This is a genomic window from Sporolactobacillus sp. PKPK-6 (genome assembly GCF_056678885.1).
On the sequence record NZ_JBWXPA010000001.1, the window covers coordinates 94,757 to 117,231 of the forward strand.

Here is a 22,475-nt window from a genome sequence, read left to right on the forward strand (position 1 = left end):
CTCGATCATGATCAGTTTTTGAAGGAGGAACATTATGTCTAAACCTACGATTGCTATAGTCGGCCGTCCTAATGTCGGAAAATCTACCCTGTTCAACCGTATTGTCGGTGGCCGCATGGCCATTGTTGAGGATAAACCGGGCGTTACAAGAGACAGGCTGTATGGAAACGGATCTTGGCTGACCAATGAATTCCATGTCATCGACACCGGTGGTATTGATCTTGGCGATGAGCCGCTGCTCGCGCAAATGCGCGCCCAAGCTGAAATTGCCGTTGATGAATCTGATGTGATCTTGTTTCTGGTCGATGGACGAACAGGATTAACGGATGCCGACGAAGCAGTTGCCCAATTATTAAGAAGATCCAAGAAGCCTGTTGTTCTTGGTGTAAATAAGTTAGATAATTTTAAGCAAAAAGAATTGATGTACGAGTTCTACTCTGTAGGACTTGGGGATCCTTATGCGATTTCATGCGCACATGGACAAGGCATAGGCGATTTGCTCGATGCAGTGATTGATAAATTTCCGAAATCTGAGCCTAACCCGGAAGAGGACGGCGCTATTCGCTTTGCTTTGATCGGCCGTCCTAATGTGGGCAAGTCGTCTCTCGTCAACACAATACTCGGCAAGGAACGTGTGATTGTTAGTGATATTGCGGGAACGACACGTGATGCGATCGACTCTCCATTTACACGCAACGGTCAAAATTTTGTTATTGTCGATACAGCAGGTATCCGCCGCCGGGGACGTGTCTATGAAAAGACGGAAAAATACAGCGTGCTTCGAGCGCAGCGTTCCATTGAAGAGTCCGATGTGGTTTTGGTTTTGATAAACGGAGAAGAAGGAATAATCGAACAGGACAAAAAAATTGCCGGTTACGCGCACGATGCAGGACGAGCGATTGTTATTGTAGTTAATAAATGGGATGCTGTTGAAAAAGACGGGAAGACCATGGACAAGTTCAAGAAGAAAATTCGTGAACAGTTTCAATTTATTGACTATGCACCGATCGTTTTCCTATCTGCGTTAACCGGAAGCCGTGTTGATCAAATTCTGCCGGTTATTGAGCAGGTAGCTGAAAACCATAGCCTGCGTGTGCAGACAAGTTTGTTGAATGATTGTATTATGGATACGGTAGCTATGACGCCGCCACCGTCAGATAAAGGTAAGCGATTGAAAATTTATTATGGTACTCAAGTAGCCGTTCGTCCGCCAGTATTCGTATTGTTTGTCAATGATCCGGAGCTTCTGCATTTTTCTTATGTGCGCCATATTGAAAACAGGCTTCGTGAGACTTTTGGATTCATTGGTACACCGATAAAAATATTATCAAGAAAAAAGAATGAGAAGTAAGAGGAGAGGTTTGAATCATGCTGATCGCGTTTTCTATAATTATTTCTTATCTTATCGGATCAATCAGCTTCAGCTACTTAATTACAAAGAAGATTAAAAAGATTGACATCCGCCAAACAGGCAGCGGCAACGCAGGCGCAACAAATACGATGCGTGTGCTGGGAACAGGACCTGCCGTTGGGGTATTGATTTTGGACGTTCTAAAAGGGGTTGTTTGCATTTTGATGGCCAATTTACTTGGCTTACCCGACTGGGCGGTGGCACTGTCCGGTTTAGCGGCAATAATCGGACATGATTTCCCTATTTATTACGGTTTTAAAGGCGGCAAGGGCGTTGCAACAACTATTGGCGTCTTTTTTATGATTATGCCGCTTTTTGCGTTAATTGCAGGTGTCATTACCATCTTGATTATCGCAGTCACACGTTTTGTTTCGCTAGGATCTTTGTTTTTCCTTTTGTTTACGCCAATATTGGGATGGATCATTCATGGCTATTCCGCAGGCGTCTTAGTTGTGGCCTTTTTAATTACGGTCCTGGCCTTTTATCAGCATCGGGCGAACATCGTTCGGTTAATTCAAGGTAAGGAAAATAAACTCGGCCACAAGAAAGCTCAGGCTTAAGAATTTTCTGTTGTTCGCTGTAAACTTTGAATCGAGGAGGCAGAGCAATGAAGAAAATAGCAGTTTTGGGAGCTGGAAGCTGGGGTACTGCGCTTTCGATGGTACTCGCGGATAATGGTTTCACAGTTTCGCTTTGGAGCCACAGAAAAGAGCAGGCAAACGAAATTCTGCACGAGCATACAAATCAAAAGTATCTGCCAGGGGTTGTGCTATCTGATCTAATTAGCGGTACAAATAGTTTGAGTGAGGCTCTTAGTCATGCATCCGCTGTGCTTCTTGTTGTTCCAGCAAAGGCAATGCGTGATGTATTGAAGCAGATTCGTACCATTATCGAACAGCCAATCTTGTTCGTTCATGGTGTGAAAGGTATTGAACCGGGATCGTTTAAACGGATGTCTGAGGTTATTGAGGAAGAGATCCCTGCATCGCTTCGAACAGCAGTTGTGGTTCTTTCAGGACCCAGCCATGCTGAAGAGGTTGCCTTGAGACATCCTACAACGGTTGCCGTTGCATCGTCTAATATTAATGCTGCTCAAGAAGCACAGGATCTCTTTTTTAATCATTATTTTCGTGTGTATACCAATGAAGATACAGTAGGCGTAGAAATAGGCGGTGCATTAAAAAACATTATTGCACTTGGTGCAGGCTTGCTTGACGGACTCGGTTACGGAGATAACGCAAAGGCTGCGTTGATTACTCGTGGGCTCGCGGAGATATCCCGACTTGGGACGAAAATGGGTGCACATCCATTGACATTTATAGGGCTGACCGGCATGGGTGATTTAATCGTTACCTGTACGAGTGTGCACAGCAGAAACTGGCGAGCAGGAAATTTGCTTGGTAAAGGTGAGAAGCTTGATACTGTATTACAACAGATGGGGATGGTTGTAGAGGGTGTCCGGACAGCAGAAGCTGCTTATGCCTTAGCTAAAAAGATGAACATAGAAATGCCGATCACGACTGCAATCTATCAGGTATTATTTGAAGATAAGCATCCAAAAGAAGCGGTTGACGAATTGATGAATCGTGATAAGAAGGATGAAATTGAGCCGCTTTCTCAAAGCCTGGCTGAAAAAATAGCACGGGAACAATAGGTGGCACGTTACTCCCTCCTTGCATACTATGTAAAGAATGCAGGGTAAAGGAGGACGTTCATTGGATTCTAATAATCCTTTTTTTGATAACATTGAAAAGAAGACGAACGTGAAGAAAGAGGATATCCTGGAGATAGCCAACTCAGTTTCAAACGCTAATTTCAGCGATCCTAAGGTCGTCAGAGAACTCATTGCTCGCATTGGGAGTACAGCAGGCGTACCCGTTTCAAAGGAAAAGGAAGAGGCTATTGTGAAAGCCATTACTTCGGGTAATATGCCGAGCAATCTTACATCGCTGTCAAAAATTTTCGGCCCAAAACGATAAGTATTGGGCCGTCGCCAGCGGCAAACGAAGTAGGAATAGCATAATGTATAGGTGCGTCAATCATTCTGCAAGAGCGCAAAGGGCGTGGAAGGAATTAGTCATGTGGAGAGAAAACGGCAACGTTTTCTCTCCATTTTTTTATCCATAAATGGCATAAAAAAATTATTGGACAATAGTTTAGTATAGATAGGCAGCCGAAACACTTGCGCTGCCGGCCCATTTTTCAACAGATCGCTTCGGAAGATCAAATTTTTATTGGCATAATCAATGGACAAAGTCATATGTTTAGAACGATCACCGAGGTAGTTTATTGCAGAAGGAGGAGCGGGAGGGTGCCAACTTTGGAAAAACTTGAACGAGTAGACATTTTCAAAGACATTGCTGAACGTACCGGGGGAGACATTTATTTAGGTGTTGTCGGAGCCGTCCGAACAGGAAAATCTACATTTATTAAGAAATTTATGGAGCTCGTTGTTTTGCCGAATATTGAGGATGAGGCAGATCGCGTTCGTGCAAAAGATGAATTGCCTCAAAGTGCCGCAGGAAAGCAAATCATGACGACCGAGCCCAAATTTATTCCTAATCATGCAGTTAAAGTGAGTGTGGAAGACGGACTTGACGTCAACATTCGTGTGGTTGACTGCGTTGGCTACGCGGTTAAAGGAGCAAAGGGGTTCGAAGATGAAAACGGCCCACGCATGGTACACACACCATGGTATGATGAACCGATTCCATTTCAAGAGGCGGCAGAAATTGGGACGCGCAAAGTCATTCAGGAACATTCTACTTTGGGCGTTGTCGTTACAACTGACGGTTCAATCGGTGAAATCGGACGTGAGGATTATGTTGAATCTGAGGAACGTATTGTTGATGAATTGAAAGAAGTGGGTAAACCATTTATTCTCATCGTCAACTCAACGCACCCTTATCATCCGGAGACAGAAGCATTGCGCAAGGAACTTTCGGAGAAGTATGATATCCCCGTGCTTGCTCAAAGTGTTGAGAACATGACGGAACACGATATCAATAACATTTTGCGCGAAGCATTGTTTGAATTTCCAGTTCTGGAAGTCAACGTAAATCTGCCGAGCTGGGTTATGGTTCTGAATGATGAACACTGGCTGCGCAAGAGCTATGAGGACGCGGTTAAAGAAACCGTTAAAGATATTAAGCGTTTGCGCGACGTTGATCGTGTCGTTGGAACTTTCGGACAATATGATTTCATTGAGAACGCTCAGCTATCAGGGATTGAAATGGGGAAAGGAACCGCCGAGATTGATTTGTTTGCTCCGGATAATCTCTATGATCAGGTGCTGAAAGAGGTCGTTGGCGTCGAAATTCGTGGGAAAGATCACTTGCTTCAACTGATGCAGGATTTTGCCCATGCAAAACGAGAGTATGATCAAGTAGCCGATGCGTTGAAGATGGTGAAACAGACCGGTTACGGTATTGCGGCACCATCAATCAGCGATATGAGTCTTGATGAGCCTGAGATTATTAAACAGGGATCACGTTTTGGAGTTCGGCTCAAGGCGGTTGCGCCTTCAATTCATATGATCAAAGTCGATGTAGAGTCTGAATTTGCGCCGATTATTGGTACTGAAAAACAGAGTGAAGAATTGGTACGCTATCTCATGCAAGATTTTGAGGATGATCCGCTCTCGATTTGGAATTCCGATATTTTCGGCCGCTCATTGAATTCCATCGTCCGTGAAGGCATCTCAGCGAAGCTGGCATTGATGCCTGAGAATGCTCGATACAAATTAAAAGAAACGTTGGAACGCATCATTAACGAAGGATCCGGGGGCTTAATCGCCATCATTTTGTGAGATCCTTTCCGAAATGAGTGAAATTCTAGATCCCAAATGGGGTCTTTTTCTTTTTGTTTATTTACGGGCTGGAAGGCGCGAATCTATTGACTTTTGACGGATTTTATTTTCAATAAGCGAATAAGAAGCAAAAATGCTCTTTTTTCTTCAAGAAACGGTTAAAAACGCGTGAATATGGCAATATTTTTATAAAAGCTGTTGAATTCTTCCATCACATCGTATATTATAAGCGTTGTTGATGTTTCATCCAGCGCAAAAAGGAGTTATTCCTTTTTAAGGAGGTGAAAGTGTTGAATAAGACTGAATTGATTACTGCGGTTGCAGAATCTGCTGAATTATCCAAAAAAGATGCTACAAAAGCGGTTGATTCTGTCCTGTCAACGATTGCCGATGCTTTGAAAAGTGGAAGCAAGGTTCAATTAATCGGATTTGGCAACTTTGAGGTTCGCGAACGTTCTGCTCGCAAAGGCCGCAATCCTCAAACGGGCGAAGAGATCGAAATCAGTGCAAGCAAAGTTCCAGCATTTAAGCCTGGTAAAGCATTGAAAGAAGCCGTCCAATGATCTGAGACGATACATAGGACGTAAGTACGAAAGAGCCATCCGTTTTGGATGGCTCTTTTTGCTACACAAGATGCTAACTTTACATGATTCTGCAGAAGTTAACAGGACCTCTTCGTGTTGAAAGGGATAAAAAATGAATGGAGCCGCATAAAACATTCACGGTTAAATGAGAATAAATAAGATCAAGTAAGGACGACTTTCCTTTATTTTTATGTTTGCCTATGCTAAAATTTTTTACTAGGACAAGTGATTTATGTTTACTTAGGAATTCTGACACAGGCGAACATGAACAAAGGCAGAAGCGGATACACTACAGGAATGTTGAAGTTGATTATGCTGTGTCTCCACTGTTTCTTTTTTTGTAAACTTTACTAATACAAAACGGCTTTATGATTCTATGGTGAAAGCATCAAGAGGCGTTTAGTTTATGATTAGGTGCGACGGGCAGGATAGATTGGGAGGCAAATTTCAGTGAACGTGGATCATGAAAAAATAGAGAAGGCTGTGCGAATGATTCTTGAAGCAATTGGCGAGAATCCGGATCGGAGCGGTCTTATTGAGACGCCTCAACGAGTGGCGCGCATGTACGAAGAAATTTTTCAAGGATTGCAGCAGGATCCGAAAGAATACTTATCGAAAACATTTGATGAAGCTCATGAAGAACTCGTTTTAGTGAAGGATATTCCCTTCTATTCAATGTGCGAGCATCATTTGGTTCCTTTTTTCGGTAAGGCTCATGTGGGATACATACCAAGAGGCGGACGAGTGACCGGGCTGAGCAAGCTTGCCAGAGCAGTTGAAGCAGTTGCGAAACGCCCACAGCTTCAAGAGAGGCTGACAACAGAAGTAGCAAACAGTATCGTGGAAACGCTTCGTCCTTATGGCGTTATTGTTGTCATTGAAGCGGAACATATGTGCATGACGATGCGGGGAGTAAAAAAGCCTGGGGCACGAACGATTACTTCGGCTGTGCGCGGCGTTTTCCAAAAGGATTCAACCGCTCGAGCAGAAGCGATGTCATTAATTAACCATTAATTCCAAATGAAAAAGTGAGGAATGGATCATGGAACTAAGGAATGAAGAAGTATTGGGCGATTATTTTGTTATTAAAGCAGAAGCAGACGGTGTCAATGTCATTGGGCTGACTCGCGGTGCGGAAACACGGTTTTTTCATACGGAAAAGCTCGACAAAGGTGAAGTAATGATCGCACAATTTACAGAGCACACTTCGGCAATTAAAGTACACGGTAAAGCAACCATACAAACAAAGCACGGCACAATCACATCGGAATGATCAACAAGGTCATCACCATTTGGAGTGAGGACAAATCTTGTGGTGATTATTTGCATGGGGGGTACTGAATTGTCGCTAAATGAGGAGCTAGACCTAATCTATCATCAACTTCGAAACGAATTAAATCATGATTACGTAAAAACAATTTTACCGGAACCGATAATTGATCGGGATAAACTCATGATTTATTATTTGTTGTTTCGCCAACAAGAATCAACGCTGAACGCCGGTGCCCATGCTAAGAGCGTTATGGTAGCGGAAATTGGCTTGAACACCCATGAGACGATGACGATTGAAAAATGTTCTGACATAAAAGCAACAAAGAAGAGACAACTGACTGTACTATCCGGAGATTTTTACAGTGCACTATATTATTATTCACTTGCGCGCCAATCGAATATGGAGGTTGTCAAATGGGTGGCGCAGGCGATCCAAACGTTCAATATACATAAATGTGCGTTTTTTTATTCAAAAACACGTCTGAATTGGTCTGAAACATTGGAAGCTGTGATGAAAATTGAGAGCGCTCTTGTAGAGAAGATTGCCCGCCAACTCGGTCAAGCGCCTATTATTCCTTACTTAAATGCCTTTTTTTTAATAAAAAGGCTTGTCATTGAAAGAAAAGCGCATGGGAATTGCGAACGAACCAGCTATTTTTCGCAAGCCGTTCTAGGCAGTGTCGAGACACTGACCGTCAAGCTTGATCAAGAAATTAAGAATAAAGCGGCACATTTGATTCATGCTCTGGACAGGCAGGAAAATCATTCAGAATGGCTGATGCAGATCATTGATTATTTGCGCGATCAACTCAGCCGAATGGCTGAAGGTGTTGGAGAAGGGACTTATTAATGATGATGGAGCAGGAAGAGAAACATGAGAAGGTTCACCGTGTCTTTCAAAAGATCTATAAGAACTATGACGCGATGAATTCATTAATTAGTTTTAATCGTCATAAGGTGTGGCGGCAAAAAGCGGATCGGATTGTCGCAGCAAATGAAGGAGATCGAGTTATTGATGTTTGTTGTGGGACCGGCGACTGGGCGATCTCAATGGCAAAGATAGTGGGATCTCAAGGAAGCGTTGTCGGTCTTGATTTCAGCGATAATATGTTGCAAATTGCCGAGCATAAAAAAGAATCAAGTCAACTTGAGAACGTCAAACTTGTAAATGGCGATGCGATGGCTATCCCTTATGAAAATGCATCATTTGATCGAGCAACGATCGGATTCGGTCTCAGAAATGTTCCCGATTATTTGACTGTGTTAAAGGAGATCAATCGTGTTTTGCGTCCTGGCGGCAGTCTTGTCTGCCTCGAAACATCACAAACTAAAATACCGATATACAGGCAGCTGTACTTTTTTTATTTTCGATTTATTATGCCGCTTCTTGGAAAAATATTTGCCGGTAGCTATAAAGAATATGCGTGGCTAAATGAGTCTGCATCAAAATTCCCTGATCAGAAAACATTAACTGAACTCTTCCGAAAAGCCGGTTTTGAAAATATATCGGTATGCTCATTAATGGGTGGCATTGCTGCAATCCATAAGGGAACCAAACCACTGGATCACGAGTAATTGCTTTTTTTAGCAATAATTTGTTTGCATAATGAGCGGTAACGAAAGGTGAAAGAGATGACCCTGACCCGAATTTACAAGGAACAGAAAAGTAACTTAAAACAGATTGAAGGTCGATTGGAATCGGTGCTTATGGCACCTCATCCCATTCTGAACGAAGCTTCACTTGACTTGCTCAGAGCAGGGGGGAAGCGTATTCGCCCGTTACTGACACTGCTCTGCGCGCAATACGGCGATCCTTCACGTGAAGAAGTGATGAACTCGGCTGTCATGCTTGAATTGATTCATATGGCTTCTCTCGTTCATGATGATGTCGTTGATGATTCGGATCTTCGACGCGGAAAACCAACGGTTAAAGCACAATGGGATAATCGAGTGGCGATGTTTACCGGAGATTTTATTTTTGCTAAAGCGATTGAATTAATTTCTGATTTTGATAATCATGAAATTCATTTGAGTATATCGCGAGTCATTCGTGATTTAAGCCTTGGTGAAATCGATCAAATTAAAGAATTGTATAACTGGAAACAAAATTTGCGCATTTATCTCAGAAGAATCAAAAGAAAAACTGCTTTGCTGATGGCGCTCAGCTGCCAGTTAGGAGCCCTAGCTTCGGGATGCTCTTCGAAGGTAGGATTAAGCCTCTACTATTTTGGCTATTATTTAGGAATGAGCTACCAAATGACTGATGATATTCTTGATATCGTTGGGACTGAGAAACAATTGGGAAAACCGGCGGGCGGTGATTTGCGGAACGGGAATATCACATTGCCTACATTCTTTGCGTTGCATAAATATGGAATGCGAGACGCTATTTTGCATGTTCTGGAGAGAGAAAATCCGGAGCAGTCAGAATGGGATTCAGTCATATATTCCATTCGCAATTGCGGAGCGATACAAGATTCGGAGCATTTGAGTGATGCTTATTTAAGCAAAGCAAGAGCAATCTTGGAACAGTTGCCGCAATTGCGTGTGACTCACTCATTAAAAGAAATAGCGGATTATATTGGGACAAGAAACTATTAATCAAATAAGCTGCAAGTGAGTCTGCATTTGTAACATTTTGATGCACAACGGTTCATGCGATTGCGATGCTAATTCTAAGTTTAGGGAGCCTGATGATAATGGAACGCACATTTTTAATGATTAAACCAGATGCTGTTAGAAGAGGATTGATTGGAAATATTATTGCACGGTTTGAGGCAAAAGGCTTTAAAATGATTGCCGGCAAACTCATGGTTATATCCGACGAATTGGTCAAGAAGCATTATTATGAACATGAAGGAAGGCCGTATTACACAGACCTGACGACATTTATGACTTCCGGTCCGGTGTTTGCTATGGTTTGGCAAGGTGAGGACATTATTAAGCTCTCGCGATTCATGATGGGTTCCACTGATCCTGAAAAGGCAGCACCAGGAACAATTCGTGGAGATTATGCCACACGTATGAATCGAAATGTTATTCATGGATCAGATTCACCTGAAAATGCAGATCGAGAAATTAATCTCTTTTTTCAAGCGGATGAATTTGTAAGTCATGAATAAGTGGAAAAATGAATCAGGGTTTGATTGAGGAGATTAAACAATGAGCGAGGTAGTAGAGCAAGATTACGAGCAGTTTAAAAGCTTGTTTTTTCAGCTCACAGGTATCAATTTGTCTCTATATAAAGAAGAACAAATGAAACGCCGTCTGAATTCGCTTCGATTAAGAAGAGAGATTCCTTCCTTTGTGGCCTATGCACATCAATTGAGGGAGAATAAGCAACTGCTTGACGAGATACTGAGCCGGATGACGATCAATGTGACCGAATTTTTCAGAAACCGTTCTAGATGGGACATTCTCGAAAATAAAATTCGCAATCTAGCATCTGAAAAGAAACAACTGAGTGTTTGGAGTGCTGCATGTTCGACAGGAGAAGAGCCATATTCATTGGCGATTCTTTGCAGCAAATATATGTCTAAGAATACATTTTCAATTATTGCCACGGATATAGATCAGAAAGTTTTAAACACGGCGAGTCAAGGCACATATTTGGAGCAGGCAATTGAGGCCTTAACTGATGATGAACGACGGCATTTTTCAAAAAAAGGTCTGCTCTTTGAAGTGGAGGACGATCTGAAACAGACGGTGTCCTTTATGAAGCACGACCTGCTCTTAGACCCGAGCCCTGGTCAATTTGATATCATTGTTTGTCGAAATGTGCTCATTTATTTCACTGAAGAAGGTAAAAAGACGATCTATCAAAAGTTGAGCAACTCCTTAAAGCCAGATGGTACTCTGTTTGTTGGAAGTACAGAACAAATATTCAGCCCCGCTGCATATCATTTGCGTTCGACAGAAACCTTTTTTTATCAAAAAACAGCAAATGAACGTTGATTATTCAAATTTATTATTTATTTACAGTTGACAGTTACAAACAAGTTGACTATGATGAATTTACGTTATGAAGTTATTAATTTGTAAAGGTCGGATTGAGCCGGAGGGCGCGATCGGCCAAGGTTTTTGAGATGAGAAAAGAGAATGAGCACAGTTGAGAAGAGCTGAGGGTTTATAACTATTGCTGCCACACCCTACAGGGCTTCCTGTGGGGTTTATTGTTTTTCCTTGGATTTTTTTATATCCATTCCCCTCTAAGCAACTCACACCCGCTCATTCCTCAAAAAGAGGAGTGGAGCCCATGTTCAAAGAAACATTGAAGGATTTAGTAACAGGAAAGCAGCTTTCAGAACAGGAAGCCGCAGAAATGATGGATGAAATCATGGAAGGAAAGGCTTCTTCAAGCCAAATAGCCGCTTATTTATCCCTTCTCAGTATGAGAGGAGAGACCGTTGATGAATTGGCGGGTTCAGTGCGCAGCATGCGTGCCCATGCCAAACCGCTTCACTATAAGCAACCGCTCATTGACATCGTTGGAACAGGGGGAGACGGTTCCGCAACCTTTAATATTTCAACAGCGGCTGCACTCGTGCTTTCTTCTCTTGGTATCTATGTTGCCAAACATGGTAACCGATCTGTTTCCTCGACCAGCGGAGCTGCCGATGCATTGGAAGCGTTGGGGATTGATATCCGATCAACGCCAGAATACGCGTCTGAACTGCTTGATCAAACACATATGTGCTTTTTATTTGCACCGCTCTATCATGCATCAATGAAATATGCCATTGAACCTCGCAAGGCACTTGGTTTCCGAACCATTTTTAATCAACTCGGACCATTGACGAATCCGGCTGGCGCTGAATGTCAGCTTCTCGGGGTATATAGCGGAGACCTTGCCGAACGCTATGCCCAGACTATAGTGAAGCTAGGAACACAGCGGACGCTGGTAGTAACCGGCGAAGATGGGATGGATGAACTGACCATTGCCGGACGTACGAATGCGTTTCTTATTGAAAACGGAACGATTCGAACCTTTTCTTTGACGCCGGAAGATGTTGGTCTCTCTGCCGGAAGTGTTGCGGATATCCGAGTCAAAAATCCGAAAGAAAGTGCGGAATTAATTGAAACGATATTTGCAGGCAGCAGGAAAAATCAAACGGCAGCTGATGCTGTCTTGCTAAATGCCGGCGCAGGACTTTATGTCTCAGGCAAAACACGTTCAATTGCCGAAGGTGTTCATGAAGCTCAGGAAGCGATTAATTCTGGTGCAGCGCTCGATCAGCTGAATCTGATGCGTCAGCAAACGACGGAGGCAGCTCATGCCTGAATCTATTCTCGATAAAATAGTGAAGACAAAGACGGAAGAACTCGCCGTTTTTTCGATGCCGGAAAAAAATACAAATTCAGCCATTCATTATTCTCTGAAAACAGCTCTGACGCATCCAAATCACAAATTGGGGTTAATTGCTGAAGTGAAGCAGGCATCACCATCGAAAGGTGTTTTTGCGCGCCGTATTGTGGCAGAAGATGTTGCCGAAGTCTATGCTCACGCAGGTGCTGACGCGATCAGTGTACTCACTGACCATACCTATTTTCATGGATCAATTGAGAACTTAAAAGCTGTAAAGGCGAAGGTTCAACTGCCGGTCCTGCGTAAAGATTTTATCATTGACGAAAGGCAGATTGAGGAATCCGCTCGCTGCGGTGCAGACGCCATTCTTTTGATTGCTGCAGCTCTTGATCCAATGAAACTCCATGAGTTTTATTTGGCAGCAAAAGAACACGGCATGGAATCATTGGTGGAGGTGCACAGTGTGAGTGAATTAGATCCTCTTCTCAAAGTATTTACTCCGGAGATCATCGGTATTAATAATCGTAATTTAAGGACATTTGAGACTAGGTTGTCTGTAACAAAAGAGGTAGCTGCTGCTGTTCCAAAGGGAGCGGTCATGATCAGCGAATCCGGAGTCCGCAAGGCACAGGATATTTGTTATCTTCTAAGGCAAGGTGCACATGCCGCACTAGTCGGTGAGGCACTAATCTGTTCTGATTCGCCGGAAGAGAAGATCCGGGAACTATTTGGTGAAGGTGTTTCGCATGACGCGTCCCTTACTTAAATTCTGCGGAAATCAATCTTTCGAAGATATGCAGGCAGCTGTTGAAAGCCAAGCAGATTTTATTGGATTTATTTTTACGGACAGGAGTAACAGAACAGTAAGTCCAAAATCGGTTGCGCATTGGATTAAACGGTTTGGACCTACGATCGGCAAGAAATTAGTCGGCGTTTTTGCTGATGATTCACTTGAAAAGATGAATTTGGTCCTGCAGGAAGTTCCACTAGATCTTATCCAGCTTCACGGGCAGGAATCGCCTGAACAAGTCGCTTCGATTAAAAGTGTAATAAAGCTGCCGATATGGAAGGCCCTTCATCACGATAAAATGACAGGTTACATGATGCGATGCTACCAGAATATTGTGGATGGATTTGTTATTGATACGAAAGTAAAGGGGCAGCTTGGCGGCACCGGTTTATCGTTTGATTGGGCGAGCATACCGGAATATATGCGTGAAGCAGATCATCAGCATGTCCCATGCTTTGTCGCTGGGGGAGTTACCTCAGAAAATATTTCTGAACTGTTGACCTATCATCCAATTGGGATTGATATCGCATCAGGTATTGAAAGAGAACATCGTAAAGACAGAGCATTAATACGAAAAATTGAAGAGAAGGTGTGTTACGGTGATTAGGCAGCCGCAGTTGGAGGAAAAATACAGAACTGATGAAAATGGGCGCTATGGAATGTTTGGCGGACGATATGTCCCAGAGACATTGATGCACGCAGTTTTGGAACTTGAACAAGGCTTTAAAGAAGCAATTGATGACCCCTCATTTTTAAACGATTACCATCGAATTCTCCATGAGTATTCCGGCAGACCGACACCCGTGACCTATTGTGAACGATTGAGCAATCTAATCGGTGGAGCTCGTATTTTTTTGAAACGGGAGGATTTGAATCACACCGGGGCTCATAAAATCAATAATGCTGTTGGGCAGGCATTACTCGCGCGCAGAATGGGGAAAAAGAAGATAATCGCAGAGACCGGTGCCGGTCAGCATGGAGTAGCCTCTGCTACGGTTGCCGCGTATTTCGGAATGCCCTGCAAGGTTTTTATGGGTGCTGTCGATGTGGAGCGTCAGGCGCTTAATGTATTCCGGATGAAACTGCTGGGTGCAGAAGTTGTTCCCGTTCATTCGGGAAATGGAACGTTGAAGGATGCGGTCAATGAAGTGCTTCGTTATTGGGCAGCAAACGTTGAGGACACAGCTTACATTGACGGTTCGGTTGTGGGACCCCATCCTTATCCGATGATTGTCCGCGATTTTCAGAGAATAATCGGCGATGAAGCAAGGTCCCAGATGATCGATAAAATTGGCAAACTGCCTGACGCCGCTTTTGCCTGTGTCGGCGGAGGAAGCAATGCTATGGGATTATTCACCGCTTTTCTCAAAGATTCTGTTCAATTATTTGGTGCAGAGGCAGGAGGCAAGGGGATTAATACCGATGCCCATGCGGCTACACTGACTAAGGGAAGCATCGGTATTGTTCATGGCATGAAAACATATCTTCTTCAGGATCAAAATGGGCAGATTACCGAGCCCTATTCTATTTCAGCTGGATTGGACTACCCGGGTATTGGTCCTGAACACGCCTATCTATATCAATCAGGACGTGTGACCTATGAGGCGATCACAGATGACGAAGCGGTTGACGCACTCATTAAATTATCTAAATTCGAAGGCATTCTGCCCGCACTAGAAAGTGCACATGGGCTCGCTTTGGCAATGAAACGAGCAAAAGCAATGAAACACGATCAAAATGTACTTGTCTGTCTTTCCGGACGCGGAGATAAGGATGTGCAGACAATACTGCATGTGATGGATGAAGAAAACGGTGGTGACCACCAATGACAGCCAGGATGCGTGAGTATATAAAAAAAGATAAAGGCATGCTGTTCATTCCATTTATCACCGCCGGAGATCCTGATAATGAATCAACCGTTCAGATTGCGCTCATGCTTCAATCAATCGGAGCGAACGCACTTGAGCTTGGTATTCCTTACTCAGATCCCTTGGCGGATGGGCCTGTAATTCAGGAAGCCTCAAAACGCGCACTCAGCCACGGCGAAACACTGTTTGATGCAATGGCACTCGTTAAAATGATGCGCCGACAAGGACTAAAAATTCCGGTTATCATTTTCACCTATGCCAATGTACTCCTGCAATTCGGGGTTGATGTCTTTTTTCAACAGGCAAAAACTATTGGAGTTGACGGGCTGCTTGTTCCTGATCTCCCTTATGAGGAGAGCCGGCTGCTTGCGGATACATGCCGCAAGCAAGATATGAGCCTGATCTCGCTTGTCGCACCAACAACATCTGATCGCAGGCTGAGCATGATTTGTAATGAGGCGCAAGGCTTTATTTACTGCGTGTCATCACTCGGCGTTACCGGGATGAGAAAAAGCTTTCATCCGGATGTGTTTCCATTTCTCAAACGTGTGAAAAAGGTAAGCGAGCTGCCCATTGCTGTTGGTTTTGGTATTTCATCTTCTGAGCAGGTAGAAGAACTCAAAAATCATGCCGATGGTTTTATCGTAGGAAGCGCAATTGTAACGTTAATTGGGCGGTATACGATAGAATTAGCCGACTCAGGTACTCGTTCCAGTGCTGTTGATCAAATACGCAGGCTGCTTTGTGAGAAACTGTTTGTGCCTGTAAATAAATGATTTGAGGAAGAATTCAAGCCTTGACTGCATGAAGCTGTCAAGGTTTTTTTACTCTAATTATCCTTTCTTCCTCTGCCCTTATATATATGAAAATGTGCAATCACAGTTAGTCCTTCTTGAAGTCGGCATGAAAGTTGATTATGATGGCTAAAGTAGGTTATTGTTCGGTTTTTTGGGGAGGAATTAAAGCATGCGTACTTTAGAAACAGCGACCGCATTATTAGATAGTGGACAAACTGAAGAAGGAATTAAGCTGCTTCATGATCTTGTTTTAAATGGAGACGATCGAACACAATTTGGTGCAGCGTCAGTTTTTCAGCAATACGGATTTTTGGATGATGCTCAGAAAACGTATGAGGGACTGCTTAAGCGCTATCCGAATGATAGCGAACTTATTTTGCAGCTTTCCGAACTCTTGATTGATAAAAATGACGAATCGACGGCCATTCAATATTTGCAGCGAATTCATCCATTAGATGAAAATTTTTTGAGTGCGCAGGTGATGCTTGCCGACCTTTATCAACTTGAAGGTCTTGATGAGGTTGCAGAACACAAGCTTCTCGGTGCGCTAAAATTTTCACCGCATCAGCCGATTCTGATTCTCGCTCTTGGTGAACTTTATTTATCGATTGGCGAGGCAAGCAAGGCAGTGGATTGCTTCATCGAGGTAAAGGATAATAAGGAGCTTTCGGATCAGAATGTTCATTTGAAACTTGCGGAAGCACTGAGTTTGAGCGGCAATTTTGAATCGTCCATACAGGAGTACGAGCTTGGGTTAAAGAAGGAGAAAACACTCGATGGTTTATTTGGGCTGGCCATTACAGCAATGCAGATTCACAAGCATCGTAAGGCCATCAAAGCACTGGAGACTTTAAAGACAATGGATCCGGGTTACAGTACACTTTATACGGTGCTGGCAGAGGCCTATGAGCATGAGGGACAGCTGGATAAGGCAATGGAGTCTATTGAGGCGGGCATTGAACAGGATGAATATAATGAAAGATTGTATGAATCCGCAGGAATATTAGCAGCTAAAATGCATGAAAAAGAAAAAGCGGCGGAATACTTCAGAAAGTGTCTGGAGCAGAATCCGGAAAATATGGACGCATTAACGCATCTGGCAGAATTAAATGTGCAGGCAGAGGATTATGATGCGGTTATCGATTTGCTTTCATCTGTTGAAAGTGATGATCCAACACTCATCTGGTTCCTTGCCACAGCATATAATCAAACCGATGACATAAAAAAAGCGGCTGATCTATACAAAAGGTGTCAAACAGCTTTTTCGAACAATCCCGAGTTTCTGCAGGAGTACGGCGAATTCTTAAGAGAGACAGGTAAGCAGCGGGAGGGTTTGGCTTTGTTAGAAAAGGCGTCACAGTTAAGTCCGGAAAACCAAGATCTCGCTTCATTTGTTGAGCGAATTAAGCAGGATGAATTAGGTTAAACAGCGAATATATCCATTATAAAGACTGATGAATGCGAAAGCGGGACAGGAGGGTACGGCAAAATGGAACAGACGGTATCAAATGGACAGAAGAAAACGTTTCTTCGTTGGATTTTAGATCGTCATTTGCTAACTAACCGAGAAATTATTTGGCTGCTTCATTATCTGATGAGCAACGATAAATTGCTTGGTTTGATCCATATTGTTGATGAAGTGGCGCGTGTCAGCCGCTCGATCACGATTGGATGTCCTGATAATGGACGCCCTATATTTCGTTATGTAAAAACAACTGTTGAAACCAATGATCCTGAGAAAGCGTTTCATGATTTGCGTATGAACCAAGAAGAAGATATTTACATGGAGCTGGACATTGAAACGGTACGCCGCTCTCCAATCTATTTTTCCGTTTTGGAAGAAAACCCGAATAACCCTGTAGATGTACATGAAAAATATGGGGAAATGGCAAATTGCGCGGCTGTTGAAGCGGAACGAAATTTTATTGCCGATCGGTTGAATAAGGCAATTAATGAGGCGCTTGATCAGGGGAACCAAGATCAATTTTATCTGTTGTCCAAACAATTAAACCAATTGCAAAAATATCAAAGGTAAGCAAATTGTCAAATGAAAAATTTGTTGGCAAGCAGCTTTAGCGGTCTACTCTTGTCCCAAGACTCATATAGTCATTACTAGGAGTTAAAAGGAGGACAAGCAATGAATGCGAAGCTGGTTGCCATATTTATTTCCTTCATTCTTTTTATCGGTTTTCCTGTACAAGGACGATCAGAAAATGACACAAAAGCTGCTAAAAATCATACAGAAGACTTAATCAATTTATCTGATCGCGTATTTCAGTATACAGATGCAAATCAAGATACTGCAGCGTACAGTTTGCTCAATGAATTAAGTAAGGAATGGAATCGTTCACCGCAGAACTATTCAGAAAAAGATCAGCGAGTTATAAACACAGCTATTGCCAAATTAAAGGTTCTGATGGCCAATTCAGGTGAAAATCAACGTGAAATTACCGATGCTGCAGTCTCACTTCGACTGGTTTTTGATGCTCTTGCGCCGGATGGAAAACCTTTATGGAAAAATTTGCATTCTGCAGTTACTGCACCGGTGTCTAAAATGAAATCCGCACTTAATAATAAGGATAATGAACGTTTTCAATATTATCTTAACGAATTTCTAGATAAATATGCGGTTGTTTATCCGGCGATGGTTATCAACGGCCAAACAGATGTGGTAAATCTAGTCAATAAGCAAATCAATTCATTCAGTGATCAACGGGAGAAAAGCTTAAAAACGAGCACTAGAATTCGACAATTGAATGGGATTGATCGCGAATTGAATAATGTATTTGATCAATCTTCGCAGAATCACGAGGAAAGTATGGTGGGATTAGCCACAATTATTGGCGGGATTATTGTTTGTGTGCTTGCCTATGCGTCATGGCGCCGTTATATGGGAGAACATTTGCGCCGGGAACATGTGAGGTAATAAGGTTTAATTTTTTGACAAACAATCAAAGTTTGACTAAAATTGACTATAAAGAAGTTTGTTCATCGAAATCGACAACGGCTTAATGATTGCGTTGAAAGGTTGATTGCGCATGTTTTGGTATGTTGTCTCGGTTCTGAACATTCTCAAATGATCAGTTTTGGAGGAATGAGCATGATTCAATACCTGATTTATTTAGGCGTGTTAATGCTGATCCCTATTTGGGCGCAGATGCGTGTCCGTTCGACGTACTCACGTTATTCTGAAGTCGGTAATTCAACCGGTATGACCGGAGCTGAAACGGCAAGACGCATTTTAGATGCCAATGGTCTTTACGATGTAACGGTAAGAGAGGTTGCCGGTTCCTTGACGGATCACTATGATCCGCGAGACAAGTCGGTTAATTTATCAACAGATATCTATCATGGTGCTTCAATAGCCGGAACGGCTGTGGCCGCCCATGAAGTGGGACACGCGATTCAAGATGCTAAGGACTATACATTTATGCGGGTTCGCAGTGCACTTGTTCCTGTTGCCAACTTAGGATCGAATTTGTCCTATATTCTTATCTTGGCAGGCGTATTCCTCGGTATGATGCAGCTGGCTTCGATCGGTGTTCTATTCTTTGCTGCTGCAGTTCTCTTCCAGTTGGTTACGCTTCCGGTTGAATTTGATGCATCCGGGCGGGCTTTGAAACAGATTGTTTCATTAGGCATCGTTCAAGAGGATGAACAAAAACAAGCGAAAAAAGTTCTTTCAGCAGCGGCTATGACTTATGTCGCCGCGGCACTGGTATCTTTGATGGAACTCATTCGTTTCATTCTGATGATTACAATGTCTAATCGCGAAGAGTAAATACATTAAGTAAACGAATAAATGATTGGCCGCCGCCTTTAATGAGGCCGCGGTTTTTTTGCGTTTTTCTAAAGTACGAGAAAATAAAATTGACAAAGGATTGTTTTATATTACAATAGAGTAGTTTGAGCGTATGCTCACGTGGTTCGAAACCATCCCACGTTTATCAAAAAACTAAGGAGGAGTTTTTGTTTGAAGACAATTAGAATGTTGGCAGTTAATGCCATTTTAGCAGCGTTGTATATCGTGCTTACTTTTTTTCTGCAGCCGATCAGTTTCTCTGCTGTTCAATTCAGAATCGCTGAGATGCTGAACCATTTCATCGTGTTTAACAAGAAGTACTTTTGGGGAATTATTTGCGGTGTATTCATCGGTAATTTATTTTTTTCTCCGCTGCTCCCATACGACTTGATCTTCGGCACGGGACAATCGATTTTAGCGCTTTTAATTACAATTGTCGTTTCCAAATTTGTAAAGAATATTTGGGCGCGAATGCTGGTCAATACGGGTGTGTTTACACTAACCATGTGCCTTATTGCATGGGAACTGTCAATCGTATTTCATTTGCCGTTTCTATGGACATGGCTTACGGTTGCAATTGGCGAGTGTGCCGTAATGTTAATTGGTGCTCCGATTATGTATGCGATCAGTCGCCGTATTCCATTTGAAAAATTGATTTGAATAAAAACAAAAAAAGCATCCGATAATCACTCGGATGTTTTTTTGCTAAGTAATTGGCGAACGACATAATCCTTGTCATAATGCTCTTGCGAAGAAAGCCGTTCATTTCAAGCCTAAATAGTGAAAAGCGTGGGATGTTCGCGCACCAGTACGACGGACCACAGTTGTTTTTCTTATTTTGGATGAATACTCCACAGAAATTTCGCAATCAATTGGTCAACCTGAGGATTTTCGTGGAGCATACTATGCTGTGCATTCGGACCATAAACTGTTTTTTCTTGATAATGAGCCCGATTAAAAAAATATTGACCGAAAAAAGCGCTCTGACGTGAAACAACGCCATCACCTTCCACAGCATTTCGCATCTCCCCGGCGACCGCCAATACATTTAGATTCTGCGGCAAGCGGCTGCGGTGCTGAAATAAATAACTATCCCGCTTAAGTGCTTCAATAGTATAGTCTTTGTCATTCAGCGGACCATTAATCCAATCAAACGGGGCAGCGATTGCTACATACTTCTTTATCGAAGGGTAGTCAGAAGGATCTTTTATCTGTTCAAGATAACAAGTAAAAGCTTTTCCTCCCATTGAATGAGATACGACATTTACTTGCTTAAGTCCATAATCACGTTTCAAAACTAAGAAAACATTCTTCAGCCAGTCAGCTTGCTGTTCCATGGATTCGTGATTGCTTGCAAAAATGACTTGAATCAAGGGGATCTTTTGATTCGTGATTTTTCCACTTGATTTAATAACACCGTTCGGTTCGACAGTTATTACAATTGCTCGTTCCGGTCCATCGTAATTCGTTTGTAAACGCTGAAACATCGTGCGAAACGATCGTTCCGAGCCTTTCCATCCGTGAATGAACACGGTAGGAATCTGCTGTTTATTTGTTTGAGTTGCGGATGTTTTTACCGGTGAATCAGCGATTTTCAATTGATTCATGTCTGCTTTTCCGAAAAAGAAATAGAAGCTCACTGAGATTAATGCAACGGCGATGAAAAGGGAAATAACATGACTTACTTTCATAAAAAACACTCCAATTATTGATCCGTTTGTGGATCGCTTTTTATAGCTTATCGCAAATGGCAGATTTTTAAAACCGTCTTTTTGTTCCAGTTTCAGATAAAGTTCATGATATAATGAAGAAAGCTTAATTGAAGAGGGGCTTTTTTTTGGCAAATCAACCGCAATTATTACTTGTTGACGGAATGGCATTGCTTTTTCGGGCATTCTATGCAACGGCCCCTACAGGCCAATTTATGTTCAACGATCAAGGAATTCCAACTAATGGTGTTCAGGGATTTTTACGCCATCTCTTGATGGCGATCCAAAGCAGAAAGCCAACACATCTGGCGGTTTGTTGGGATATGGGATCGAAAACCTTTCGTAATGAATTATTCGACGGATATAAAGCAAACCGAGCCGCACCGCCTGTTGAAATGGTACCTCAATTTGATCTGGCAAAGGAAATGATTGATGCATTCGGCGTTCCTAATATTGGTGTGTCCGGATTTGAAGCAGACGATTGTATCGGCACTCTTGCCAAGAAAGCTCAAGAAGAAATCGATGTTTCTATTGTTACAGGGGACAGAGATTTGCTGCAGCTTCTGGATCGGCGCATTCATGTAGATATTCTTCAAAAAGGCTACGGCAATTACCGTAGTTTTAATGAAGAAACCTTCTATGATCATTATGGTGTGACACCTCGCCAATTCATTGAAGTGAAAGCGCTAATGGGTGATTCAAGCGATGGTTATCCAGGTGTTCGCGGTATCGGTGAAAAAACTGCCATTAAGTTGATTAAACAGTTCGGAAGCATTGACTCAGTGATCGATCATCTGGACATGCTGCCAAATGGACAGCAGAAGAAAATTAGCATGGATATAGATATGCTTCATCTCTCGCGCCGATTGGCAGAAATTAATTGTCATGCACCTGTTTCAATAGACTTGGAGAGTGCCGGTTATTCTGGAGTCACTGATTCATTTATCGAGAGAGTAGATCAGCTCGGGATGCGGTTAGTAAAATATGACCTGGTGAAACAAAGATGGAGTCAGAAAGGTCCGGATTCTGTATTTTTGGCGAATGAATAGCTTTCAAGAGCGGTACCCTTTTATATTTACTCATGAATTATGAGATGAGATTGCGCTTGCATTTAGCAAGTAAATAGACC

Annotated in this window: 25 protein-coding genes and 1 riboswitch; of the genes, 24 read left to right on the forward strand and 1 reads right to left on the reverse strand. The window is 42.7% G+C overall.

Going from position 1 to position 22,475, the window contains the following annotated elements:
• Nucleotides 1–34: 34 nt before the first annotated feature.
• From der to AC1MBV_RS00625, 23 genes are all read left to right on the forward strand, one after another.
• Nucleotides 35–1,351, forward strand: coding sequence for a ribosome biogenesis GTPase Der (gene der / locus AC1MBV_RS00515; protein WP_255748078.1), 1,317 nt, complete (start codon nt 35–37; stop codon nt 1,349–1,351).
• A 17-nt stretch (nt 1,352–1,368) separates the two neighbouring features.
• Nucleotides 1,369–1,971, forward strand: a complete 603-nt coding sequence (gene plsY, locus AC1MBV_RS00520; RefSeq protein WP_255748080.1) for a glycerol-3-phosphate 1-O-acyltransferase PlsY — start codon at nt 1,369–1,371, stop codon at nt 1,969–1,971.
• A gap of 47 nt (nt 1,972–2,018) precedes the next feature.
• Nucleotides 2,019–3,065 carry an NAD(P)H-dependent glycerol-3-phosphate dehydrogenase gene (locus AC1MBV_RS00525; protein ID WP_255748082.1) on the forward strand — a complete coding sequence of 349 codons (1,047 nt, stop codon included), beginning with the start codon at nt 2,019–2,021 and terminating at the stop codon, nt 3,063–3,065.
• Between the two features lie 61 nt (nt 3,066–3,126).
• On the forward strand, nt 3,127–3,390 hold the full coding sequence (locus tag AC1MBV_RS00530) for a stage VI sporulation protein F (protein WP_255748084.1): 264 nt from the start codon (nt 3,127–3,129) through the stop codon (nt 3,388–3,390).
• 341 nt (nt 3,391–3,731) lie between these two features.
• Nucleotides 3,732–5,219 carry a stage IV sporulation protein A gene (gene spoIVA / locus AC1MBV_RS00535; protein WP_255748086.1) on the forward strand — a complete coding sequence of 496 codons (1,488 nt, stop codon included), beginning with the start codon at nt 3,732–3,734 and terminating at the stop codon, nt 5,217–5,219.
• Nucleotides 5,220–5,509: 290 nt separating this feature from the next.
• Nucleotides 5,510–5,782, forward strand: coding sequence for an HU family DNA-binding protein (locus AC1MBV_RS00540; protein WP_023510384.1), 273 nt, complete (start codon nt 5,510–5,512; stop codon nt 5,780–5,782).
• A 471-nt stretch (nt 5,783–6,253) separates the two neighbouring features.
• Nucleotides 6,254–6,817, forward strand: a complete 564-nt coding sequence (folE, locus tag AC1MBV_RS00545; RefSeq protein WP_255748087.1) for a GTP cyclohydrolase I FolE — start codon at nt 6,254–6,256, stop codon at nt 6,815–6,817.
• Between the two features lie 28 nt (nt 6,818–6,845).
• Entirely contained in the window at nt 6,846–7,076 is a 231-nt protein-coding gene (gene mtrB, locus AC1MBV_RS00550) for a trp RNA-binding attenuation protein MtrB (RefSeq protein ID WP_255748089.1), read from the forward strand.
• Between the two features lie 54 nt (nt 7,077–7,130).
• The gene (locus AC1MBV_RS00555) at nt 7,131–7,925 is read left to right on the forward strand and encodes a heptaprenyl diphosphate synthase component 1 (protein WP_255748090.1); all 795 of its coding nucleotides are present in this window, start codon (nt 7,131–7,133) and stop codon (nt 7,923–7,925) included.
• 5 nt (nt 7,926–7,930) lie between these two features.
• Nucleotides 7,931–8,650 carry a demethylmenaquinone methyltransferase gene (locus AC1MBV_RS00560; RefSeq protein ID WP_255748186.1) on the forward strand — a complete coding sequence of 240 codons (720 nt, stop codon included), beginning with the start codon at nt 7,931–7,933 and terminating at the stop codon, nt 8,648–8,650.
• 57 nt (nt 8,651–8,707) lie between these two features.
• On the forward strand, nt 8,708–9,676 hold the full coding sequence (locus AC1MBV_RS00565) for a polyprenyl synthetase family protein (protein ID WP_255748188.1): 969 nt from the start codon (nt 8,708–8,710) through the stop codon (nt 9,674–9,676).
• A gap of 98 nt (nt 9,677–9,774) precedes the next feature.
• On the forward strand, nt 9,775–10,197 hold the full coding sequence (ndk, locus tag AC1MBV_RS00570) for a nucleoside-diphosphate kinase (protein WP_255748092.1): 423 nt from the start codon (nt 9,775–9,777) through the stop codon (nt 10,195–10,197).
• A gap of 40 nt (nt 10,198–10,237) precedes the next feature.
• Nucleotides 10,238–11,029, forward strand: coding sequence for a CheR family methyltransferase (locus tag AC1MBV_RS00575; protein WP_255748094.1), 792 nt, complete (start codon nt 10,238–10,240; stop codon nt 11,027–11,029).
• 301 nt (nt 11,030–11,330) lie between these two features.
• Nucleotides 11,331–12,356, forward strand: a complete 1,026-nt coding sequence (gene trpD, locus AC1MBV_RS00580; protein ID WP_255748096.1) for an anthranilate phosphoribosyltransferase — start codon at nt 11,331–11,333, stop codon at nt 12,354–12,356.
• Nucleotides 12,357–12,360: 4 nt separating this feature from the next.
• Complete coding sequence (trpC, locus tag AC1MBV_RS00585) at nt 12,361–13,146, forward strand: indole-3-glycerol phosphate synthase TrpC (RefSeq protein ID WP_255748190.1); 786 nt, start codon at nt 12,361–12,363, stop codon at nt 13,144–13,146.
• Complete coding sequence (locus AC1MBV_RS00590) at nt 13,127–13,777, forward strand: phosphoribosylanthranilate isomerase (RefSeq protein ID WP_255748098.1); 651 nt, start codon at nt 13,127–13,129, stop codon at nt 13,775–13,777. The genes trpC and AC1MBV_RS00590 overlap by 20 nt, the downstream gene beginning before the upstream one ends.
• A 52-nt stretch (nt 13,778–13,829) precedes the next feature.
• Entirely contained in the window at nt 13,830–14,999 is a 1,170-nt protein-coding gene (gene trpB, locus AC1MBV_RS00595; protein ID WP_255748192.1) for a tryptophan synthase subunit beta, read from the forward strand.
• Nucleotides 14,996–15,814, forward strand: a complete 819-nt coding sequence (gene trpA / locus AC1MBV_RS00600) for a tryptophan synthase subunit alpha (protein WP_255748100.1) — start codon at nt 14,996–14,998, stop codon at nt 15,812–15,814. Before trpB ends, trpA begins: the two co-directional genes overlap by 4 nt.
• Nucleotides 15,815–16,004: 190 nt before the next feature.
• Nucleotides 16,005–17,261: a tetratricopeptide repeat protein gene (locus AC1MBV_RS00605; protein WP_480947321.1), complete on the forward strand. Its 1,257-nt coding sequence runs from the start codon at nt 16,005–16,007 to the stop codon at nt 17,259–17,261.
• 63 nt (nt 17,262–17,324) lie between these two features.
• Nucleotides 17,325–17,870: a YpiB family protein gene (locus tag AC1MBV_RS00610; protein WP_255748103.1), complete on the forward strand. Its 546-nt coding sequence runs from the start codon at nt 17,325–17,327 to the stop codon at nt 17,868–17,870.
• 102 nt (nt 17,871–17,972) lie between these two features.
• Nucleotides 17,973–18,761, forward strand: a complete 789-nt coding sequence (locus AC1MBV_RS00615; protein WP_480947322.1) for a sporulation protein YpjB — start codon at nt 17,973–17,975, stop codon at nt 18,759–18,761.
• A 174-nt stretch (nt 18,762–18,935) separates the two neighbouring features.
• Nucleotides 18,936–19,616 (forward strand): zinc metallopeptidase, encoded by a 681-nt coding sequence (locus AC1MBV_RS00620; RefSeq protein ID WP_255748106.1) that lies wholly within the window; start codon nt 18,936–18,938, stop codon nt 19,614–19,616.
• 135 nt (nt 19,617–19,751) lie between these two features.
• Nucleotides 19,752–19,800, forward strand: a riboswitch (PreQ1 riboswitch).
• Nucleotides 19,801–19,823: 23 nt separating this feature from the next.
• On the forward strand, nt 19,824–20,297 hold the full coding sequence (locus tag AC1MBV_RS00625; RefSeq protein ID WP_255748194.1) for a QueT transporter family protein: 474 nt from the start codon (nt 19,824–19,826) through the stop codon (nt 20,295–20,297).
• Between the two features lie 173 nt (nt 20,298–20,470).
• On the opposite strand, the gene AC1MBV_RS00630 is transcribed toward AC1MBV_RS00625, so the two are convergent.
• Nucleotides 20,471–21,328 (reverse strand): alpha/beta fold hydrolase, encoded by an 858-nt coding sequence (locus AC1MBV_RS00630; protein WP_480947323.1) that lies wholly within the window; start codon nt 21,326–21,328, stop codon nt 20,471–20,473.
• A gap of 182 nt (nt 21,329–21,510) precedes the next feature.
• On the opposite strand from AC1MBV_RS00630, the gene AC1MBV_RS00635 reads away from it, so the two are divergent.
• On the forward strand, nt 21,511–22,395 hold the full coding sequence (locus AC1MBV_RS00635; RefSeq protein WP_480948240.1) for a 5'-3' exonuclease: 885 nt from the start codon (nt 21,511–21,513) through the stop codon (nt 22,393–22,395).
• Nucleotides 22,396–22,475: the final 80 nt, after the last annotated feature.

Excerpts from the sequence above, each read along its gene's own strand:
- AC1MBV_RS00620 (WP_255748106.1), top strand. The coding sequence starts at position 18,936 with ATGATTCAATACCTGATTTATTTAGGCGTGTTAATGCTGATCCCTATT.
- AC1MBV_RS00590 (WP_255748098.1), top strand. The coding sequence starts at position 13,127 with ATGACGCGTCCCTTACTTAAATTCTGCGGAAATCAATCTTTCGAAGAT.
- trpD (WP_255748096.1), top strand. The coding sequence starts at position 11,331 with ATGTTCAAAGAAACATTGAAGGATTTAGTAACAGGAAAGCAGCTTTCA.
- der (WP_255748078.1), top strand. The coding sequence starts at position 35 with ATGTCTAAACCTACGATTGCTATAGTCGGCCGTCCTAATGTCGGAAAA.
- AC1MBV_RS00575 (WP_255748094.1), top strand. The coding sequence starts at position 10,238 with ATGAGCGAGGTAGTAGAGCAAGATTACGAGCAGTTTAAAAGCTTGTTT.
- mtrB (WP_255748089.1), top strand. The coding sequence starts at position 6,846 with ATGGAACTAAGGAATGAAGAAGTATTGGGCGATTATTTTGTTATTAAA.
- AC1MBV_RS00605 (WP_480947321.1), top strand. The coding sequence starts at position 16,005 with ATGCGTACTTTAGAAACAGCGACCGCATTATTAGATAGTGGACAAACT.
- AC1MBV_RS00525 (WP_255748082.1), top strand. The coding sequence starts at position 2,019 with ATGAAGAAAATAGCAGTTTTGGGAGCTGGAAGCTGGGGTACTGCGCTT.
- plsY (WP_255748080.1), top strand. The coding sequence starts at position 1,369 with ATGCTGATCGCGTTTTCTATAATTATTTCTTATCTTATCGGATCAATC.
- AC1MBV_RS00630 (WP_480947323.1), bottom strand. The coding sequence starts at position 21,328 with ATGAAAGTAAGTCATGTTATTTCCCTTTTCATCGCCGTTGCATTAATC.
- AC1MBV_RS00560 (WP_255748186.1), top strand. The coding sequence starts at position 7,931 with ATGGAGCAGGAAGAGAAACATGAGAAGGTTCACCGTGTCTTTCAAAAG.
- AC1MBV_RS00615 (WP_480947322.1), top strand. The coding sequence starts at position 17,973 with ATGAATGCGAAGCTGGTTGCCATATTTATTTCCTTCATTCTTTTTATC.
- AC1MBV_RS00610 (WP_255748103.1), top strand. The coding sequence starts at position 17,325 with ATGGAACAGACGGTATCAAATGGACAGAAGAAAACGTTTCTTCGTTGG.
- AC1MBV_RS00565 (WP_255748188.1), top strand. The coding sequence starts at position 8,708 with ATGACCCTGACCCGAATTTACAAGGAACAGAAAAGTAACTTAAAACAG.
- ndk (WP_255748092.1), top strand. The coding sequence starts at position 9,775 with ATGGAACGCACATTTTTAATGATTAAACCAGATGCTGTTAGAAGAGGA.
- AC1MBV_RS00635 (WP_480948240.1), top strand. The coding sequence starts at position 21,511 with ATGGCATTGCTTTTTCGGGCATTCTATGCAACGGCCCCTACAGGCCAA.
- trpA (WP_255748100.1), top strand. The coding sequence starts at position 14,996 with ATGACAGCCAGGATGCGTGAGTATATAAAAAAAGATAAAGGCATGCTG.
- AC1MBV_RS00555 (WP_255748090.1), top strand. The coding sequence starts at position 7,131 with ATGGGGGGTACTGAATTGTCGCTAAATGAGGAGCTAGACCTAATCTAT.
- trpB (WP_255748192.1), top strand. The coding sequence starts at position 13,830 with ATGTTTGGCGGACGATATGTCCCAGAGACATTGATGCACGCAGTTTTG.
- AC1MBV_RS00625 (WP_255748194.1), top strand. The coding sequence starts at position 19,824 with ATGTTGGCAGTTAATGCCATTTTAGCAGCGTTGTATATCGTGCTTACT.